The organism is Arthrobacter antioxidans (assembly GCF_023100725.1).
Classification (GTDB): Bacteria; Actinomycetota; Actinomycetes; order Actinomycetales; family Micrococcaceae; genus Arthrobacter_D; species Arthrobacter_D antioxidans.
In genome coordinates this window covers 1,265,558-1,284,442 of the sequence record NZ_CP095501.1, presented here as the reverse complement: position 1 = coordinate 1,284,442, position 18,885 = coordinate 1,265,558, and the positions used below count along the sequence as shown (strand labels likewise).

Sequence of the window (18,885 nt, the reverse complement as noted above, 5' to 3'; positions counted from 1 at the left end):
ACGCATGGGGACCACGCGTGGCCGACACGCCGGCTCAGCGGCTGCGGGTCTCGCGATCGGCGTCGGTCTCGCGGTGTTCGGCTGGTCCGCCATCGGGCCCGACCACATCGTCTTCGCCGTCGTGGTGCAGGGTGCGTTCCTCGTCATGGCCCTGCTTGCGGGACCCGCGGTGGTCGACGCCGGCCGGTCCCGCTACCGGGTCAGGCCTGTGGAACCACTGGTCTACGCACTGCTGGGCGCCGGGATGGTCCGCCGGGCCCTCGACGTCGTGGGCTGGAACCACGTCGTCGGACGGATGCGCCGGTCGGAGAGCGGGACCTCGGGACTGGCGCGCTTCCTGAGGGGAACCGAGCAGTCGGAGACCGCCCATCTTCTCGGCGGCGTGGCGACCGCGGTGCTGGCCGCCGGTGCCGCGGCCACGACCCGCACCCAGGGCGCAGCCCAGATCCTGCTGATCGGGTTCCTCCTGCGCGGCTACCCGGTCATGATCCAGCGCATCGTGCGCGCCATGATCGTCGACCGCACATCCCGGAAGGGGAGCATCATGCCCGAGGTGCGGTGATCCGTACGCCGACGGGGCCGGCAGCTACCCGGCGAGGTCGGCTTCCGAGTCGAAGGGCCCGACGACGACGGTGGTGCGCGGCGCGGCAGCGAGTTCCCGGGCCAGCGCCTGCACGTCCGCGGCGGTGACGGACCGGATGCGGTCGAGCGAGGTGTCCATGTCGACGAATTCCCCCGAGACGAGCTCGGATCGGCCGAGCCGCGACATGCGGGAGCTGCTGTCCTCGAGGGCCATGACCAGGCCACCCGAGAGCTGCCCGACCGCCTTCCGGAGCTCCTCGGCGTCGATGCCGTCGGCGGCGAGCCGGTCCAGCTCGGCGCCGAGCAGGTCGATGACCTGGGCGGTCTTGGCCGGCGAGCACCCGGCGTACATGCCGAAATAGCCCGCATCCGCGTAGGCGGCCGAGAACGAGTAGGTGGAGTAGACGAGCCCCCGCTTCTCGCGGATCTCCTGGAACAGCCGCGAGGACATGCCGCCACCCAGGACGGCGTTCAGGACACTCATCGCGAACCTGCGCTCGTCGGTCGCCGTGAGGGAGGGGCACCCGATGAGGATGTTCGACTGCTCGACGGCGCGCCGGATCACGTGCACGCCCGTCTCCCCCCGGACCGGGACCTCGGTGGTCCGGCGGCGCGGGACGGGCAGGGCGCCCTCGTCGAGGGTCCAGCCGGCGGTCTCGAGCGCTTCCTGCACGAGGCGGCAGACGACGTCGTGCTCCAGCCCGCCCGCGGCGGTGACGACGAGCTCGGCGGGCGTGTAGTAGCGGCGGTAGTGGGCGAGGACGGACTCGCGCGGCACCGCGCGGATCGCCTCGGGCGTCCCACCGATCGGCCGGCCGAGCGGGTGCTCCCCCAGCACCAGCTCGACGAACCGCTCGTGCGCGACGTCCGCGGGATCGTCGCTGTCCATCGCGATCTCCTCGAGGATCACGTCGCGCTCCTGCTCGAGCTCCTCGGGGTCCAGCACGGCGGAGGTGACCATGTCCGCGATGACGTCGATGGCCATCGGCAGGTCCGAGTCGAGGACCCGCGCGTAGTAGCAGGTGTTCTCCTTCGCGGTGGCGGCATTGGACTCCCCGCCCACCTCGTCGAAGGCCGACGCGATGTCCATGGCGCTGCGCCGCGCGGTCCCCTTGAACAGCAGGTGCTCGAGGAAGTGGGTGGAGCCGTGCTGGCCGTCGGCCTCGTCGCGCGACCCGACGCCCACCCAGAAGCCGATCGTCGCCGACCGCTGGCCCGGCATCGCCTCGGTGAGCACGCGCACGCCGCCGGGCAGCACGCTGCGCCGCACCACGTTGCCGCCGGGATCACCGGCCACGAACGTGGGATCGGCGGCGCCCTCCCCGGTGTGGGGGGTGGGCAGCAGGGGCAGGGACACTACGGAGGACAGGGACATCCTGGACTTTCTGGTCTGTCGACTGGGCGGGAAACGGCAGACGGCCCCGGCGCCGATCGAATCGATCGGAACGCCGGGGCCGTACGGTGCTCAGGGAGAGCGGGGCAACAGGTCAGTCGTCGCCCTCGGTGGCCTCGGGCAGCTCGATGCCGGCGTCCTCCTCGGAGAGGTCCTCCGCGACGACGGGCGAGAGCGAGAGCTTTCCGCGGTCGTCGACCTTGGTGATCTCGACCTGGACCTTCTGGCCCACGGACACGACCTCGTCGACGTTGTCGACGCGCTTCCCACCGGCGAGCTTGCGCAGCTCGGAGATGTGGAGCAGGCCGTCCTTGCCGGGGGTCAGCGAGACGAAGGCGCCGAAGGTCGTGGTCTTGACGACCGTGCCCAGGTAGCGCTCACCGATCTCGGGGACCTGCGGGTTGGCGATGGCGTTGACGGCGGCGCGGGCGGCTTCCGCCGACTCGCCGTTCGTCGCGCCGATCAGCACGGTGCCGTCGTCCTCGATCGAGATGTCCGCTCCGGTGTCCTCCTGGATCTGGTTGATCATCTTCCCCTTGGGGCCGATGACCTCGCCGATCTTGTCCACGGGGATCTTCACCGAGATGATCCGGGGTGCGAACTCGGAGAGCTCGTCCGGGGTGTCGATCGCGGCCTGCAGCACGCCCAGGATGTGCAGGCGCGCTTCGCGGGCCTGCTTCAGGGCGGCGGCGAGCACCGAGGCGGGGATGCCGTCGAGCTTCGTGTCCAGCTGGATGGCCGTGACGAACTCGGACGTTCCGGCGACCTTGAAGTCCATGTCGCCGAAGGCGTCCTCGGCGCCGAGGATGTCCGTCAGTGCCGCGTAGCGGGTCTGGCCGTCGACGACGTCGGACACGAGGCCCATCGCGATGCCGGCAACCGGCGCGCGGAGGGGAACACCGGCGTTGAGCAGCGACAGCGTGGAGGCGCAGACCGAGCCCATCGACGTCGAGCCGTTGGAGCTCAGCGCCTCGGAGACCTGGCGGATCGCGTACGGGAACTCCTCGCGGGTCGGCAGGACGGGCACGAGGGCGCGCTCTGCCAGTGCTCCATGGCCGATCTCGCGGCGCTTCGGCGAACCGACGCGGCCGGTCTCACCGGTGGAGTAGGGCGGGAAGTTGTAGTTGTGCATGTAGCGCTTGCGCGTGACGGGCGACAGCGAGTCGATCTGCTGCTCCATCTTGAGCATGTTCAGCGTGGTGACGCCCAGGATCTGGGTCTCGCCGCGCTCGAAGATCGCGGAGCCGTGCACGCGCGGCAGGACCTCGACCTCGGCGGTGAGCTTCCGGATGTCGCTCAGCCCGCGGCCGTCGATGCGGACCTGGTCCTTGAGGATGCGCTGGCGGACGACGGCCTTGGTCAGCGAACGGAACGCTGCGGAGAGCTCCTTCTCGCGTCCCTCGAACTGGGCGCCGAGGGCGTCCATGAGTTCGGACTTGAGGGCGTCGGACGCGCTCTCGCGCTCCTGCTTGTCGCCGATCTGGAAGACCTGCCCGAGCTTCTCGGCTCCGGCGGACTCGACGGCGGCGTAGACGTCGTCCTGGTAGTCGAGGAACACGGGGAACTCGACGGTGGGCTTCGCGGCGCGGGAGGCGAGGTCGGCCTGCGCCTCGCACAGGGCGCGGATGAACGGCTTGGCGGCTTCGAGGCCGTCGGCGACGATCTCCTCGGTGGGAGCGGTCGCGCCGTTCTCCTTGATGAGGGTCCACGAGTTGTCGGTGGCCTCGGCCTCGACCATCATGATGGCGACGTCGTCACCGGCGATGCGTCCGGCGACCACCATGTCGAAGACGGAGTTCTCGAGCTCGGAGTGCTTCGGGAAGGCGATCCACTGGTCCTGGCCGCTGCCGTCGGAGACGAGGGCGACGCGGACGCCACCGATTGGTCCCGAGAAGGGCAGGCCGGAGAGCTGCGTGGACATGGACGCCGCGTTGATGGCCACGACGTCGTAGCGGACGTCGGGGTTGATCGCGAGGATGGTCACGACGACCTGGACCTCGTTGCGCAGTCCCTTGACGAAGGCGGGGCGCAGCGGGCGGTCCATGAGGCGGCAGGCCAGGATGGCCTCCGTCGAGGGGCGGCCTTCGCGGCGGAAGAACGAGCCCGGGATGCGGCCCGCGGCGTACATGCGCTCTTCGACGTCGACGGTCAGCGGGAAGAAGTCGAAGCCTTCGCGCGGGTGCTTGCCGGCCGTGGTGGCCGAGAGCAGCGCGGTGTCCTCGTCGATGTAGACCATGGCGGAGCCGGCGGCCTGCTGGGCGACGCGCCCGGTCTCGAACCGGACGGTGCGTGTTCCGAAGCGACCGTTGTCGATCACTGCTTCGGCGAACTGAATTTCGGGACCCTCCAAGAGAGTCACCTCCGTTTCCTGGTAGGCGGAGGCAATCGGCACCCGACGTGGTCCGTCCCTCATGGACGGCCCACAGCACCCGGTCTTCGATCGAGATCCACGGAACTGCCGGTCCGGCGTTCCGGAGATCACTACCGAGGACCGCGAATGCGTGGTGCCGGTTGACTCCTGGTATGCGTTGGGTACTTCGATGCTGTCTCCAGCAAGAAGGCGGCTCCCCCTCCCGGGGAGAGGATGCCGCCTTCCGATGCTACTTATCGACGCAGACCCAGGCGCTCGATGAGCGTCCTGTAGCGCGTGATGTCGGTGTCCCGCAGGTAGTCCAGCAGGCGACGACGGCGACCGACGAGAAGAAGCAGGCCACGACGCGTGTGGTGGTCGTGCTTGTGCATCTTCAGGTGCTCGGTCAGGTCGAGGATACGACGGGAAAGCATCGCGATCTGCACCTCGGGTGAACCGGTGTCACCTTCGGCGAGGGCGTAAGCCTTGATGATTTCCTGCTTGATGGCGGCGTCAAGGGCCACGAGTAACTCCTACAGTTGTACCGTGAACATGTGCTGAGCGTCGCTTGCACGACGACACAGAAAAATCCAGCCACCACGGACTGCAGCCGGATCTTCCCCAAGTCTAGCGTCTGGGCTGATGTTCTGTCGAAAGCAGGCCGCGCGCGCGGTCGACGTCGAGCCTCATCTGTTCGATCAGTGCCTCGGGTCCCGTGTAGGTGACCTGCCCGCGCAGCCGCTCGACGAATTCGACGACGACCGACTGCCCGTACAGGTCGAAATCTTGCACGCGCTCCGGCGGACGGTTGATGACGTGCGCCTCGACCTGGCGGTCCACGCCGTCGAAGGTGGGGTTGGATCCCACGGAGACGGCGGCGGGCCAACGCGTCCCGGCCTGGTCGATGAGCCAGCCCGCGTAGATGCCGTCGGCGGGGATGAACCCCTGCGCGGACGGGGCGAGGTTCGCCGTCGGATAGCCGAGCTCCCTGCCGCGGGCCGCCCCGTGCACCACTTCGCCGCGCATGCGGTGGAGCCGGCCGAGCACGCGGGCCGCGGTCCCCACCTCGCCGGCCTCCAGCGCCTCCCGGACCCAGGTCGACGAGCAGCGCCGGTCGCCGTCGTCGTCCGTGGCGTCCGCCGGGTAGCTGGCGCCGAAGTCGTCGATGGTGATGACCTCGAAGCCGAGGGTGCGGCCGAGCTCCCGCATGGTGTCGAGGTCGCCGCTGTTGCCCCTGCCGAACCGGACGTCGTGACCGATGACCACGGCCTTGGCCTTGAGCGCCCGCACGAACACGCGCTCCACGAATTCCTCCGGCGAATTGGAGGCGAGGTCCAGCGTGTAGTGCATCATCAGCAGGGCATCGATGCCGGTCTCGGCGAGGGTCTCCACGCGGTCGTCGAGGCCCATGATGAGCTCGGGCGCGGAGTCCGGCCGGTGGACCTGTGCGGGGTGCGGGTCGAAGGACACGACGACGGCCGCAGCGGATCGCTGCCGCGCGGCCTCGACGACCTGCTGCAGGACACGCTGGTGCCCCCGGTGCACGCCGTCGAAGTTGCCGAGCGTCAGGACGGAGGGCCCGAAATCCTCGGGCACACTGTCCAGGTCTCTCCAGTAGTACACGCATCTCCTTCGGGATTCGGCCGGACCCCCGGGACCACGGGTGTGGTCCGGCGGGTCGATCGCCGATCCCATTATGGCCGAAGGCCGCGTCGCGGACGGCATCGCCTGCCCGCCCGGCGGCGGCCGGCGGCTAGCTGCGCTGGGCGAACTCCTTGCGGAGTTCGGTGGTCTTCGCGATGTACTTGTGCCAGACGAGCAGGGCCGCCGGGAACGCCAGTTCGATGACCATGAGGATGATCAGGAGGTAGTTGGGGGTACCGGAGAACGCCCACGAGAGGACGCGCCCGATCCCGCCGACGAACACCATGAGGCACACCAGCCAGAGCATGTTGGCCCACTGGAACTTGATGGCGATGGTGATGAAGGCCGCGCCGACGCCCACCATCATGGCCGAGTAGAACCGGAACTGGCTCTCGAGGGTGGGGTTGACCGGGGTGCCCTCGGTGTCCGGCAGGCCCGCCGTCCCGAGGATCAGGTAGTAGACGCCGAAGGCGGCGAGGGCCAGTCCCACCAGGACGACGACGGTACGGAACACGTTCCAGTCGCCGCCCGTGGATGCGGGCTTGCCCGCCTTCTTCCCATTGGCCGGAGTGCCGGCCTTGGGGGTGCCGGCCCTCGTGCCCGAGGTCCCGGGCGCGGAGCTTGAGGTCCCGGGTGCGGAGCCCGGGGTCCCGGCGCCGGTGCCCGCGGGGGTCGCGGCGCGCGAGGAGGAGGGTACCGGCCCGGCGCCGCCGCTCCCGCGGGCGTCGGACCCGGGGGGCCGTCCGCCCGACGCGGAGGAGTTGTCGTGCTCGGGGCTGTTGCTGGTCATGTCGGCTCCCTGGAGGCAGGCTGGATGGTGCTCTTTCGGTCATACTCTCACGGTGCGGGGCACCGCCGGCGGCGGATGGGACGGGATCCCTCGGACCGCGCGGTGGGCTATGGTCGACCGTCGCGTCAGGCCCGGCCCGGCCGGTTCCTGCGCAGCCAGAGCAGGCCGAGGATCGGCAGGACGAGCGGCACGAACCCGTAGCCGCGGCCGAAGGCCGACCACACCGTCTCGCTCGGGAATGCCTGGGCGTCGAAGACGCTGAGGAGCCCCACCATGACGACGCCCACCAGTTCCGTGGTCACGGCGACGACGGACACCCGGTACGCCCGGGCGCCGGGCCGGGCGAGGGAGATGGTGGCGACGATGTACACCACGGCTGCTGCCGCGGACAGCAGGTACGCGAGCGGGGCCTCGCCGAACTTCGTCGCGATCTGGTACGCCGCCCGGGCCGTCGCCGCGAGGGCGAACACGCCGTACACGGCGATGAGGAGCCGCCCGGGCCCGCTCGCGCGGCCTGTACCGTCCGCCGCGGTCGCGGCGGATGCCGTCCCGTTCCTCGGCCTGCTCACAGTCCGGCCACCCCGTCCCAGATCTGCTCCATACGGACGAGCATGACGAACACCGTCAGTCCCGCCGCGCCCAGCACGAAATTGCTCCAGCGCGTCTTCTCGAGGATCGCCCACCAGAACGCCCCGACGGGCACGAGGAGCGCCGTGAGGAGGTAGCCCCAGAACTCCCAGGCCTCCCCGAGGACCGGCTCCCCCGCGAGCTGCCGGATCACGGCCCCGACCGCGTAGGCGAGGAGGAAGAGCTCGACGGCGGCGATCGAGAGGATCGTGATGTCGTTGGGCGGCCTGCGCAGCACGCCGGCCCCGATGCACAGCACCGCGGAGACGGCGCACACGACCACCCCGACGAGGAAGAAGGGATCCACGCCTACTCCTTGCCCCCCGGAGCGAAGACCAGGACGGTCCGGGCCGCTCCCCCGCGGTTCTCGAGCAGCGCCACGAGCGTGCCGTCCGGCGCGAACGCCGCGACCGGCTCGTCGGGGTCCTGGTTCGGGGCCACCTTCCGGCCGTGGGAGACATCGGCGGTCTCGGTGTCCGAGAGTTCCCTGACCGGGAACAGTGCGCGTCCGGCGTCGTCGAGCGAGAGGACCTCCAGCTCCTCGGCGAGCTGCTCCAGGGTGCGTGCCTGGTCGATCGTGTACGGGCCCACCTGGGTCCGTCGCAGCGCCGTGAGGTGGCCGCCGACACCGAGGGCCGCGCCGAGGTCACGTGCGAGGGCGCGGATGTAGGTCCCGGAGCTGCATTCGACGGTGACGTCGACGTCCTGCAGCCGGCCGTTGCTCACGCGCCGGATGGCGTGGACGTCGAAGCGGTGGATGGTCACGGGTCGCGCGGGGAGGTGGACCTCCTCGCCGGAGCGGACCCGCGCGTACGAGCGTTCGCCCTTGACCTTGATGGCGCTCACGCTGCTCGGGACCTGCTGGATCCCACCCGTCAGCGCGGCGACGGCGGTGCGGATCTCCTCCTCGGTCACCGCCGCGGCGATGCTCCCGCCGGTGACCTCGCCCTCGGCGTCGTCGGTGAGGGTGGACTGGCCCAGCCGGATCGTGGCGGTGTACGTCTTCGTGGTGCCCACGATGAAGGTCAGGAGCCGGGTGGCACGGTTGATCCCGACGACGAGGACCCCGGTGGCCATCGGGTCGAGGGTGCCGGCGTGGCCGACCTTGCGGGTCCCGGCGAGGCGGCGCAGGCGCCCGACGACGTCATGACTGGTCCAGCCCTGCGGCTTGTCCACGATAATCAGCCCTGAGTGGACCTGCCCGGCATTCACGCCTCCCAGTATATGGTCCGCACCGGGACCCCCTGTGCGCGATACCATCCTCCGTATGCCCTCCGCTCCAGCCCACGTGGTGAACGTCCCGGTCAACCAGATCCGCGAGATCACCCAGGCGGCCTGGGCCACACCCGACGCCATCGTGCTCAGCATCGGTGAGCCGGCCTTCCCGGTCGCACGGCACGTCCTCGAGGCGGGCATGGCCGCCCTGGACCGCGACGACACCAACTACACCCCCAATGCCGGGATCGCACCGGCCCGGGCCGCCTTCGCGGAACGGTTCGCGCAGCGGTCGGGGGTCGACGACGACCCGTCGCGCGTCTTCGTCGTCGCCGGCGCGCAGCAGGGCCTGCACCTGGCCCTCAGCACGCTGATCGGGGCGGGCGACGAGGTCCTCCTCCCGGATCCGGGGTACCCCACGTTCACCATGACCGTCGGCCTGCTCGGCGGCGTCCCGGTGCCCTACCCCCTGGTACCCGGGCACGATTTCCAGCCGCGGATCGAGGACCTGCGGGGACTCGTCACCGAGCGGACGAAGGTGCTCCTGCTGAACTCTCCGTCGAACCCCCTCGGCTCGGTGTTCGACCACGAGCTCACCCGCGAGCTCGTGCGGTTCGCGCACGAGCAGGATCTCTGGATCGTCTCCGATGAGTGCTACGAGGCCTTCACCTACGACGTCCCCCACGTCAGCCCGGCACGCTTCGACGCCGGCGGACCGGAAGCAGTACCGGAGGCCCACGAGCCGCGCGTGATCACGTCGCTGACGCTGTCCAAGACCTACGGCCTGACGGGCCTGCGGATCGGGGCGCTCGTCACGCCGCCGGGCATGGAGCCGCTGCTCAGCAACATCATGGAGGCCACCGTGTCCTGCGTCTCCGCGGCGTCGCAGTACGCCGCCGTCGCCGCCCTCACCGGCCCCCAGGACTACGTGTCCACGGCACTGCGGCACTACCGGGCCAACCGTGACGCGGCCACCGCCGTCCTCGACGGGCTGGGCATCGGCTATCTCGACGCCCGGGGCGCCTTCTACCTGTGGGCCGACCTCTCCCATGCGACCGGCGGCGACGTCCGCACCTGGACCCGCTCGTTCCTCGCGGACCGCGGCGTGGCATTCGCCCCCGGGACGGCCTTCGGCGCCCGCGGCGAGGGATGGGTCAGGATCGCCCTCTGCGGCCGGACGGAGGATCTCGTCGAGGGACTCTCCCGGCTCCCCTCCCTGCCGCGGACCTGACCCGCTCCGGAGCACGCGAAAGGCAGCCGCCCCGTGGGGTCGGCTGCCTTCTGCGGTGGTCCCGGACGATGCCGGGACTAGCGTGCCGCCTCGTCGTCCTCCGACGTGCGGTACGGATCCGCGTCACCCGCGAAATCGGCACCCTGCGCGATCGCAGCCACTTCGGCGTCGCGCTCGCGCGCCTTCTGCAGGAGCTCCTCGAGGTGGCTGGCGTTGACCGGCACCTCGTCGGGGACGAACTCGAGGGTGGGCGTGAGGCGCGCCGTGATGTTCTTACCGACCTCGGACCGCAGCACGCCGCGGGCGGACTCGAGCGCCATCCGCGTGGCCTGCTGCTCCTCCGCGTCGCCCAGCACGGTGTAGTACAGGGTCGCGTGCTGGAGGTCGTTCGTGACGCGGGAGTCCGTGATGGTCACGGCTTCCAGCCGGGGGTCCTTCACGCGTCGCCGCAGCGCCTCGGCGACGATGACTTTGATGCGCTGCGCGAGCCGCGCGGCGCGGGCCGGATCTGCCATTGCTGTTACTCCTACTGAAACTGGTCTGAAGAGGAACCCGCGAGGGGTTCCGGCGGTCCGACAGGTCGGGCGCCCCGGAGAACCGGAGCGCCCGACCTGCCCTACCTGCTAGGCGCGGGGCTTCTCCCGCATCTCGAAGGTCTCGATGGTGTCGCCTTCCTTGACATCGTTGAACGAGCCGAGGCCGATACCGCACTCGAAGTCCGTGCGGACCTCGGTGGCGTCGTCCTTGAAGCGCTTGAGCGAGTCCACGGAGAGGTTGTCCCCGATGACCTTGCCGTCGCGCAGGACACGGGCCCTGGTGTTGCGTCGGATGATGCCCGAGCGGACGATCGAACCGGCGATGTTGCCGAACTTCGAGGAGCGGAACACCTCGCGGACCTCTGCGGTACCGAGCTGCACCTCCTCGTACTCCGGCTTGAGCATGCCCTTGAGGGCGAGCTCGATGTCGTCGATCGCAGCGTAGATGACCGAGTAGAAGCGCATGTCCACGCCTTCACGCTCGGCGAGGTCCGCCACGCGCTCCGCCGGCTTCACGTTGAAGCCGATGATGATCGCGTTGTCGACCGTGGCCAGGTTGACGTCGTTCTGCGTGATGGCACCGACGCCACGGTGGATGACGCGCAGCTGCACGCCCTCTCCGACGTCGATCTTGAGCAGCGAGTCCTCCAGGGCCTCGACGGCACCCGACACGTCACCCTTGAGGATGAGGTTGAGGGTGTCGACCTTGCCCTCGGCGACGGCCTGGTCGAAGTCCTCGAGGCTGATGCGCTTGCGGCGCTTCGCGAGGGCCGCGTTGCGGTCCGCTGCTTCGCGCTTCTCGGCGATCTGGCGGCCGGTGCGCTCGTCGTCGGTGACGAAGAACGTGTCACCGGCGCGGGGCACGTTGGACAGGCCCAGGACCTGGACCGGACGCGAGGGTCCTGCCGTCGTGACGACGTCGCCGTTCTCGTCGAACATCGCTCGCACACGGCCGTGGGCCGTACCGGCGACGATGGTGTCACCGACGTGCAGCGTTCCGGACTGGACCAGGACGGTCGCAACCGCACCGCGGCCCTTGTCCAGGTTCGCCTCGATCGCGATACCGCGGGCGTCCTTGTTGGGGTTGGCCCGCATGTCCAGCGCGGCGTCGGCGGTGAGCAGGACGGCCTCGAGGAGTTCGTCGATACCCATGCCCTGCAGCGCCGAGACGTGCACGAACATGGTGTCGCCGCCGTACTCCTCGGGGACGAGGCCGTACTCGGTGAGCTGGCCCTTGACCTTGTCCGGGTTCGCGCCTTCCTTGTCCATCTTGTTGACGGCCACGACGATCGGCACGTTGGCCGCCTGGGCGTGGTTCAGCGCCTCGACGGTCTGCGGCATCACGCCGTCATCCGCCGCGACGACGAGCACCGCGATGTCCGTGACCTTCGCGCCACGGGCACGCATGGCGGTGAACGCCTCGTGGCCCGGGGTGTCGATGAAGGTGATGGCGCGGGTGGTCTCTTCGTGGACGTGCTGGATCTGGTAGGCACCGATGTGCTGGGTGATGCCACCGTGCTCGCCCTCGACGACCTTGGTGTTGCGGACGGCGTCGAGCAGTCGCGTCTTACCGTGGTCGACGTGGCCCATGACCGTGACGACCGGCGGACGTGCCTCGAGCTGCTCGTCGCCCTCGGCTTCCAGCTCGGCATCGAAGTCGATGTCGAAGCTGCTGAGGAGCTCGCGCTCCTCGTCCTCCGGCGAGACGACCTGGATCAGGTAGCCCAGCTCGGTGCCGAGCACCTGGAAGGTGTCCTCGTCGAGGGACTGCGTCGCCGTCGCCATCTCGCCGAGGTGGAACAGCACGGTGACCAGTGCTGCGGGGTTCGCCTCGATCTTGTCGGCGAAGTCCGTGATGGACGAGCCGCGGCGCAGGCGGACGACGGTGTTGCCGTCTCCGCGGGGTACGCTCACGCCGCCCAGCGAAGGAGCCGACATCTGCTCCAGTTCCTGCCGCTTCGCACGCTTCGACTTGCGCTGCTTGCCGCGGCCGGCTCCACCCTTGCCGAAGGCACCGGCGGTGCCGCCGCGTCCGCGGCCGCCCTTGCCGAAACCGCCGCCGGCGGGGGCCCCACTGGGGCTGTTCGGGGCTCCACCGGGTCCGCGGCGCGGACCGGCACCGGCACCGGGTGCTCCGCGGCCTGGGGCGGCGGGACGTTCGGTGCGGTTCGGCATCATGCCGGGAGTGGGACGCGAGCCCGGGGCTCCGGCGGGGCGGGGTGCACCCGGACGCGGTGCGCCGGGACGCGGTCCACCGGCACCGGCTGCGGGGCGGGGTCCACCGGCACCGGCTGCGGGGCGGGGTCCGCCCGCGCCGGCTGCGGGACGCTGCTGGGCATCGTCACGACGACCGGGCCGAGGCATGCCCTGCGACGGGGCGAACGGGTTGTTGCCCGGACGCGGGGGACGATCCGCACCGCGCTCGGCACCACGATCGGTGTCACCGCGGCGTGAGCCCATGCCCTGGGAGGGCGCGAACGGGTTGTTGCCGGGGCGGGGTGCGCCACCGGGACGGGCACCCGAGGGGCGCGTCGTCCCTGCCGACGGTGCGGCCGGAGGGGTGGCCGGGCGGGGCGCCGGACGGCTACCCTCGCTCGTTCCCTCGGCCTGGGTGTCCTGCTGCGCCGGGGCGGGCGCGTCCGGGACTGCCGGTGCAGGGGTGCTCGGTGCCGCCGGCGCGTCCTGGGCTGCCGGAGCGTCCTGGGCTGCGGGGACGGAGCCGTTGGAGAACGGCGACGCCTGGGGTGCAGCCGGTGCAGCCGGCGCGGTCGGGGCCGGGGCAGCAGGTGCTGCGGGCTCCGCCGGGGCGGGCGCCTCGGGAGCCGCCTGGGCGGCACCCGGCTTCGGGCCCGGCGAGGGCGCCGAGGGGCGCGAGGGGGCGGGGGCTGCCTCGGCCTTGGGGGCGACGGCATTCGGGAAGGCGCCGCGAAGCTTCTTCACGACGGGGGCTTCAATGGTGGATGACGCTGAACGGACGAATTCGCCCAGTTCCTGCAGTTTCGCAACTGCGTCCTTCGAGGTTATACCGAGCTCTTTCGCGAGCTCGTGTACGCGGACCTTGGCCACATTTCTCCTGTCTCGGTCCGCACCGAGTCAGGCACGAACCGTCTATTTCCTATTGCTGATCCCAGTCGCGAACGCGTCTGGCAGATCGAATGCTGAGCGCAACGGATTGGTCATCGTTGCGCACTCATCGCTGGGTGCTCATCGGGTTTCCATAAGGGTGCTGACCCGCTTTCAGGGAGGACGGTGCTGAATCGGAGCGTCCGTCTCGACGCTCCAGGTATGCGTGGAAGGACGCTGCGAACTGCGCAGTGTCCACCGGCCCGCGGAAGGCCCTGTTGAAGGCTTTCCGCTTGACGGCTGTTTCCATGCATGCCGGGTCGGGGTGCAGCCAAGCACCCCGTCCGGATAACCGGCGCCGCTCATCGATGACGGCGGCAATCTGGCCGTCGATCGGTCGTGCAACAACCCGCATCACGTGTGACTGGCGGTCCCGCCGGCGGCATCCCACGCAGGTGCGTATCGGATGTGCGTCCATCGGTCGGTGCCCGGAATCGTTTCGGCGTACAGCCTCTTCCGGGCGCGACTGGGCAGCAGTCCCTTCCATTCTACCCCTTCCGATGCCGCCGCCCGACCCGCAGGCCTAGGCCTTCGCCGCGGAGGCCTGCTGCGCGGCGTCGGACACGATGTCGATCCGCCAGCCCGTGAGCTTGGCGGCGAGGCGGGCGTTCTGGCCTTCCTTGCCGATCGCGAGGGACAGCTGGTAGTCCGGGACGACGACGCGCGCGGAGCGGGTGGCTTCGTCGGTGATCGTCACGGAGGTCACGCGCGACGGCGAGAGCGAGCTGGCGATGAAGGCGGCGGCGTCGTCGTTGTAGTCCACGATGTCGATCTTCTCGTCGTTCAGTTCGTTCATGACCGCGCGCACGCGGCTGCCCATCTCGCCGATACAGGCCCCCTTGGCATTGACGCCCGGGATGTTCGCCTTGACCGCGATCTTGGTGCGGTGTCCGGCTTCGCGGGCGAGGGCGACGATCTCGACGGTCCTGTCGGCGATCTCGGGCACCTCCAGCTCGAAGAGCTTGCGCACGAGGCCGGGGTGCGAGCGGGACAGCGTGATGGAGGGCCCCTTCATGCCGCGGTGCACGTCGACCACGAACGCGCGCAACCGGGTGCCGTGCAGGTACTTCTCCCCCGGCACCTGCTCCGGCGGCGGGAGGACCGCCTCCACCGAGCCGAGGTTCACCTGGATCATGTGCGGGTTGGTGCCCTGCTGGATCATGCCGGCGACGAGTTCGCCCTCCTTGCCGCGGAACTCCCCGAGGATGTTGTCGTCCTCGGCGTCACGCAGGCGCTGGAGGATGACCTGGCGCGCGGTGCTCGCCGCGATGCGTCCGAACCCGGTGGGCGTGTCGTCGAACTCGCCGACGGGCGCCCCGTCCTCGTCCTTCTCGGTGGCCCAGATGGTGACGTGCCCGGTCCGGCGGTCGAGCTCGGCGCGGGCGGTCTCGTGCGAGCCGGGCGAGCGGTGGTAGGCGATCAGCAGTGCCTGCTCGATCGTGGGAACCAGCTTGTCGAGGGGGATCTCGCGCTCGTGCTCGAGGAGTCTCAGCGCGCTCATATCAATATCCATGTGGGTCTCCTTACGCGTGGTGCACGGCGCCGGAGATCTCCGGATCGGCCCCATCGCTGTCATCGTGGTGTTCATCCTCGAGATGCGCGAATTCGACCTGCACGGTCCCCTTGCGGATCTTGGAAAACTCGAGGGCGAGCGGATCGCCCTGCTTGGGCTTCATGCCCTTCTTGACCGGCAGCTGCGGCAGCAGCCGGATCCCGGTGTCCGATACGTCCTGCAGGCGGCCGAGGACGGCGTCGCCGGTCACGGGCTTCACCTCGACCATGCGCCCCACGTTGCGGCGCCAGTGCCGCGGTTCGGTGAGGGGACGGGAGACCCCGGGTGACGAGACTTCGAGGTTGTACGGACGGTCGTCGTCCTCCAGGCTGTCCATCGCTGCGGAGAGGTCCGTCGAGATGGCGGAGATCACATCGAAACCGACGCTCCCCGTGGTCTCCTCGGGCAGGTCCACGACGATGTGGACCGTGCGATGGGACCCGGCGATCTTGACTTCGACGTCCTCCAGATAGAGGTTGTGCTGGTCGACCACCGGCTTCAGTCTGGTCCAGAGGCGCTGCGCTTCGGCCTGCAGTTCGACCTCTGAGGCCGACCTGCGGGTCGAGGCATGATTTTCGTTCCCGGACCGGACCGCCATGGCTGCCTCCCACTCGATGATGTTGTGCTCCAAGAGTACCGACATTCCGCGGCACCGGCTGTATCGGCGGCTGAAACGGGAAGCACCGTGACATCATCGGGAACTGTGATGAAGCGCGCGGAGACGGACAGGCAGCGGGCCGGCGGAGGGCGCCGCGGATCCCGCGCAGGACGCCTGGCGCGGCGGTCGGCGGGCCTTGCCGGTCTCTTCGCCGTGATGCTGCTCGTGGTCGGCGTCGGACTGGGCGTGCGGGCCCCGGAGCCGCCGGCGCGCGTCTACTCCGTCTCCGAACAGGCACAGCTCGACGCCGAACACCGCTACCGTTCCGCGGCCGACCGGGCGCGCACCACGGCGGCCGACCCCGGGCTGGCCCCGGCGGCCGCCGCGGAACTGGCAGCGGCCGCCGAGGACCTAGACGAGCAGGCGGACGCCGTCGCCCTGCCGCGCTCCCCCGGCCCGACGGCGGAGGACGGTTCCCCGCCCCGCACCAGCCCGGTTCCGGACGGACGGCCGGGCGGCTCGGGTCCCGCGGCGGACCCGGGAGCGGGCACGGGTACCCGCACGGCCGGCGACGCCGCTGCCTCCGCGGCACCGGCCGACGCGCCCGCCGTCCTGGCGATCCTGCGCGACAGCGCACTCCTGAGCCTCCGGGACGCGGCCCGCGCGGACCCCGGTCCCGGCCGCGTGCTCGCCGCCGCCGGCGTCAACCAGTGGCGGCACACCCTCCGGCTCGGCCAGGCCCTGGGGGCCGACCCCGGGCTGCCCGCACCGGGCGCGCTGTCCGCCGTGGACCTCGCCGCCGGCACCGGCCCGTTCGCGGACCTGCCAGAACAGACGGAACCGGCAGAACCGCTCGGTGGTGCACCCGCGGCGCCCGCGGAGTGCGCCGGGACCGCGGTCGGCCCCGAGGCCGACCGCCTGGCCCTCCTCGGCGCGCGGACCGCGGAGGACCAGGCCCGGTACGCGTACGAGGTCGCCGCGGCGCTGCTCCCGGAGCCCGCACGGGCGCTGGACGCGGCGTCCACCCACCGGGAGGCGGCGGACGCCGCATCCGATCGCCTCGCCGCCCTGTGCGTTCCCGCGGACCCGACGCCGGCGGGCTATGCGATCGGACCGGACTTCCGCGCCGATCCGCTCGCCGCGACGCGCGCCATCGAACAGGAGCACGCCGAGCTCTACGCGGGCCTCATCGCGACGGTCGGTCCGGAGACCCGGGCGTGGGCCGTCACCTCGTTCAGCGCCGCCGCCCAGCGCAGTATCGAGGCCGGCACCCCCCTGGAAGCGCTCCCCGGACTGGCCGGCAGCACCCCGACGTCGGCAGCCACCCCGGACCCGGCTCCCGTGCACCAGACGGAGCAGCCCCGTGGCTAGCGAAGCCGGCGCGGGCGGACGGTCCACGGCCCCCGACCGGGTCACGGCTCTCCCGGATCTCCCGCCGGCCCTCGTCCGGTCCGCGGCGACGATCGACGGCGGCGCCCGATGGACGCGCGCCTGGCACGGTCTGCTGGCGGACAGACTCGACGCCTGGGACCTGGCCCTCGACCTCCAGCCCGGGCAGGCCGCGTGGGCCGGGCGGTGCGCCGTCGTCGTGCCGGTACTGCGCCGCGACAGTGATGCGCCCCACGCCGTCCTCAAACTGAGCATCCCCCACGATGAAGCCCTGCCCGAGCCCGACGCGCTGGAGCTGTGGGACGGGACGGGCGCGGTCCGCCTGCTGGCGTCGTCTCGCCCCGAATACGCCCTGCTGCTGCAGCGTCTCGACGGGGACCACTCGCTGCGGGACGTGCCGCTCGACGAGACGCCCGCACCGTGGGGCGAGGTCCTGCGGCGGCTCTGCCTCCGGGCAGGCACGAGCGCACCCTGGGCGGCCTTCCCCCACCTGGCGTCCGAGGCCGAGCAGTGGACGGACACGCTCCCCGCACAATGGGACGAGCTCGGCGAACCGTTCCCGCGCTGGCTCATGGAGGCCGCGCTGGAGGTCTGCCAGTCGCGCGGGGTCATCGGCCGACGGTCGGAGCGCGACGTCCTCGTGCACACGGACCTGCACTACGACAACCTCCTTCCGACGTCGCCGGACCGGCTCGGGGACTTCGTCGCGATCGACCCGAAGCCCGTGCTGGGTGACGCGGAGTACGCGGTGGCGCCCATGCTGTGGAACAGGCTCGACGAGCTCGACGCCGGCGATCCTGCCGGTCACCTGCAGGCGCACTGCCGGGCGCTGGCGGAGGCCGCGGGCCTCGACGCGGAGCTGGCCCGGGGCTGGACCGTGGTCCGCGAGGTCCGCAATGCGCTGTCCTACCTCGGCCACGGCCTCCCCGGGGACGCGCAGCGGTCGCTGTGGGTGGCGAGCTCCGTCCTGGGCCGGACGCTGGACGGCCTGCCGCCGGTCGGAGCGCTGCCGTCCCTCTGACGGGCGCGGGCGGCCGTCAGCCTCCTGCCACCAGCGGGCGGACGTTCTCGACCCACACGTCGTAGCCGAGCTTGACGATCAGGGCGCCGACGACGAGGAGGAACACGATCCTGATGAAGCGGCTGCCCTGGCTGATGGCCATGCGCGAGCCGGTGTAGCCGCCGGCCATGTTCGCGACGCCCAGCAGCAGCCCGAGGCCCCACAGGAGGGACCCGCTGGGCAGGAAGAACATGAGGGCGCCGAAGTTGGTCGCCATGTTCACGATCTTGGCCTTCGCACTGGCGCCGAGGAAGTTGTAGCCCAGCAGCGTGACCATCGCGATGATCAGGAAGGACCCGGTGCCGGGGCCGATCAGTCCGTCGTAGAAGCCGATGACGAGCCCGATCGCACACGCCGTCCCGTAGTGCCGGGCCCCCTGGTACCGCAGCTCGGTGAGCGTCCCGACGGTGGGCTTCAGCGCGGTGAACACCGCGACGGCGATGAGCGCCACCACGATGATCGGCTTGAAGACCGACGACGGCAGCGAGGACGCCAGCACGGCCCCGCCGAAGCTGCCCATGAGGGCCACTCCCGCCATCGGCAGCGCCGTCCGCAGGTCCGGATGGGCGCGCCGGTAGTAGGTGATGGCGCTCGTCGTCGTGCCGAAGATGGATCCCATCTTGTTGGTGGCCAGGGCCTCCACGGGCGCGATGCCGGGGACGAGGAGCAGCGCCGGCAGCTGCAGCAGGCCTCCGCCGCCTACGACGGCGTCCACCCAACCGGCGGCGTATCCGGCGACGAGCACCAGCAGGATCGTGGCGAGGTGCAGCTCCTCGAGTCCCGAACCTCCCAAGG

The 18,885-nt window shown here is 70.8% G+C and carries 18 protein-coding genes; 4 read left to right on the top strand and 14 right to left on the bottom strand.

The features are described 5' to 3' along the window. The first annotated feature begins 4 nt into the window (after positions 1-4). Positions 5-562, top strand: coding sequence for a glycosyl-4,4'-diaponeurosporenoate acyltransferase CrtO family protein (locus tag MWM45_RS05880; RefSeq protein WP_247828643.1), 558 nt, complete (start codon positions 5-7; stop codon positions 560-562). Positions 563-586: 24 nt separating this feature from the next. On the opposite strand, the gene MWM45_RS05875 is transcribed toward MWM45_RS05880, so the two are convergent. The 8 genes from MWM45_RS05875 to truB all read right to left on the bottom strand — a co-directional run bounded on the left by MWM45_RS05875 (position 587) and on the right by truB (position 8,598). Next, positions 587-1,957 carry a M16 family metallopeptidase gene (locus MWM45_RS05875; RefSeq protein WP_247828642.1) on the bottom strand — a complete coding sequence of 457 codons (1,371 nt, stop codon included), beginning with the start codon at positions 1,955-1,957 and terminating at the stop codon, positions 587-589. Positions 1,958-2,069: 112 nt separating this feature from the next. Further along, positions 2,070-4,325 carry a polyribonucleotide nucleotidyltransferase gene (locus tag MWM45_RS05870; RefSeq protein WP_247829151.1) on the bottom strand — a complete coding sequence of 752 codons (2,256 nt, stop codon included), beginning with the start codon at positions 4,323-4,325 and terminating at the stop codon, positions 2,070-2,072. A gap of 254 nt (positions 4,326-4,579) precedes the next feature. Then, positions 4,580-4,849: a 30S ribosomal protein S15 gene (rpsO, locus tag MWM45_RS05865; protein WP_043447493.1), complete on the bottom strand. Its 270-nt coding sequence runs from the start codon at positions 4,847-4,849 to the stop codon at positions 4,580-4,582. Positions 4,850-4,952: 103 nt separating this feature from the next. Next, complete coding sequence (locus tag MWM45_RS05860; RefSeq protein WP_247828641.1) at positions 4,953-5,948, bottom strand: bifunctional riboflavin kinase/FAD synthetase; 996 nt, start codon at positions 5,946-5,948, stop codon at positions 4,953-4,955. 130 nt (positions 5,949-6,078) lie between these two features. Beyond that, positions 6,079-6,759, bottom strand: coding sequence for a DUF4345 domain-containing protein (locus MWM45_RS05855; protein WP_247828640.1), 681 nt, complete (start codon positions 6,757-6,759; stop codon positions 6,079-6,081). A gap of 125 nt (positions 6,760-6,884) precedes the next feature. After that, on the bottom strand, positions 6,885-7,328 hold the full coding sequence (locus MWM45_RS05850) for a hypothetical protein (RefSeq protein ID WP_418909740.1): 444 nt from the start codon (positions 7,326-7,328) through the stop codon (positions 6,885-6,887). Then, on the bottom strand, positions 7,325-7,693 hold the full coding sequence (locus MWM45_RS05845; protein WP_247828639.1) for a hypothetical protein: 369 nt from the start codon (positions 7,691-7,693) through the stop codon (positions 7,325-7,327). Before MWM45_RS05845 ends, MWM45_RS05850 begins: the two co-directional genes overlap by 4 nt. Before the next feature lie 2 nt (positions 7,694-7,695). Beyond that, the gene (gene truB / locus MWM45_RS05840) at positions 7,696-8,598 is read right to left on the bottom strand and encodes a tRNA pseudouridine(55) synthase TruB (protein ID WP_247828638.1); all 903 of its coding nucleotides are present in this window, start codon (positions 8,596-8,598) and stop codon (positions 7,696-7,698) included. Between the two features lie 55 nt (positions 8,599-8,653). Here truB and MWM45_RS05835 point away from each other — a divergent pair, with 55 nt between their 5' ends. Continuing rightward, entirely contained in the window at positions 8,654-9,832 is a 1,179-nt protein-coding gene (locus tag MWM45_RS05835; RefSeq protein ID WP_247828637.1) for a pyridoxal phosphate-dependent aminotransferase, read from the top strand. A gap of 77 nt (positions 9,833-9,909) precedes the next feature. Here the strand turns inward: MWM45_RS05835 and rbfA are convergent, their stop codons facing one another. The 5 genes from rbfA to MWM45_RS05810 all read right to left on the bottom strand — a co-directional run bounded on the left by rbfA (position 9,910) and on the right by MWM45_RS05810 (position 15,641). Next, a complete protein-coding gene (gene rbfA / locus MWM45_RS05830; RefSeq protein ID WP_043447483.1) occupies positions 9,910-10,347 on the bottom strand; it encodes a 30S ribosome-binding factor RbfA in 438 nt (145 codons plus the stop codon). 108 nt (positions 10,348-10,455) lie between these two features. Next, positions 10,456-13,434, bottom strand: coding sequence for a translation initiation factor IF-2 (infB, locus tag MWM45_RS05825; RefSeq protein WP_247828636.1), 2,979 nt, complete (start codon positions 13,432-13,434; stop codon positions 10,456-10,458). Positions 13,435-13,558: 124 nt separating this feature from the next. Further along, positions 13,559-13,909: a YlxR family protein gene (locus MWM45_RS05820; protein WP_082046451.1), complete on the bottom strand. Its 351-nt coding sequence runs from the start codon at positions 13,907-13,909 to the stop codon at positions 13,559-13,561. Positions 13,910-14,014: 105 nt separating this feature from the next. Then, positions 14,015-15,004, bottom strand: a complete 990-nt coding sequence (nusA, locus tag MWM45_RS05815) for a transcription termination factor NusA (RefSeq protein ID WP_043447478.1) — start codon at positions 15,002-15,004, stop codon at positions 14,015-14,017. Positions 15,005-15,014: 10 nt separating this feature from the next. After that, positions 15,015-15,641 (bottom strand): ribosome maturation factor RimP, encoded by a 627-nt coding sequence (locus MWM45_RS05810; protein ID WP_052274526.1) that lies wholly within the window; start codon positions 15,639-15,641, stop codon positions 15,015-15,017. A gap of 108 nt (positions 15,642-15,749) precedes the next feature. On the opposite strand from MWM45_RS05810, the gene MWM45_RS05805 reads away from it, so the two are divergent. After that, on the top strand, positions 15,750-17,012 hold the full coding sequence (locus MWM45_RS05805; RefSeq protein WP_247828635.1) for a DUF4439 domain-containing protein: 1,263 nt from the start codon (positions 15,750-15,752) through the stop codon (positions 17,010-17,012). After that, positions 17,005-18,051 carry an aminoglycoside phosphotransferase family protein gene (locus tag MWM45_RS05800; RefSeq protein ID WP_247828634.1) on the top strand — a complete coding sequence of 349 codons (1,047 nt, stop codon included), beginning with the start codon at positions 17,005-17,007 and terminating at the stop codon, positions 18,049-18,051. The genes MWM45_RS05805 and MWM45_RS05800 overlap by 8 nt, the downstream gene beginning before the upstream one ends. A gap of 16 nt (positions 18,052-18,067) precedes the next feature. On the opposite strand, the gene MWM45_RS05795 is transcribed toward MWM45_RS05800, so the two are convergent. Further along, a complete protein-coding gene (locus MWM45_RS05795) occupies positions 18,068-18,883 on the bottom strand; it encodes a sulfite exporter TauE/SafE family protein (protein WP_247828633.1) in 816 nt (271 codons plus the stop codon). Positions 18,884-18,885 lie beyond the last annotated feature (2 nt).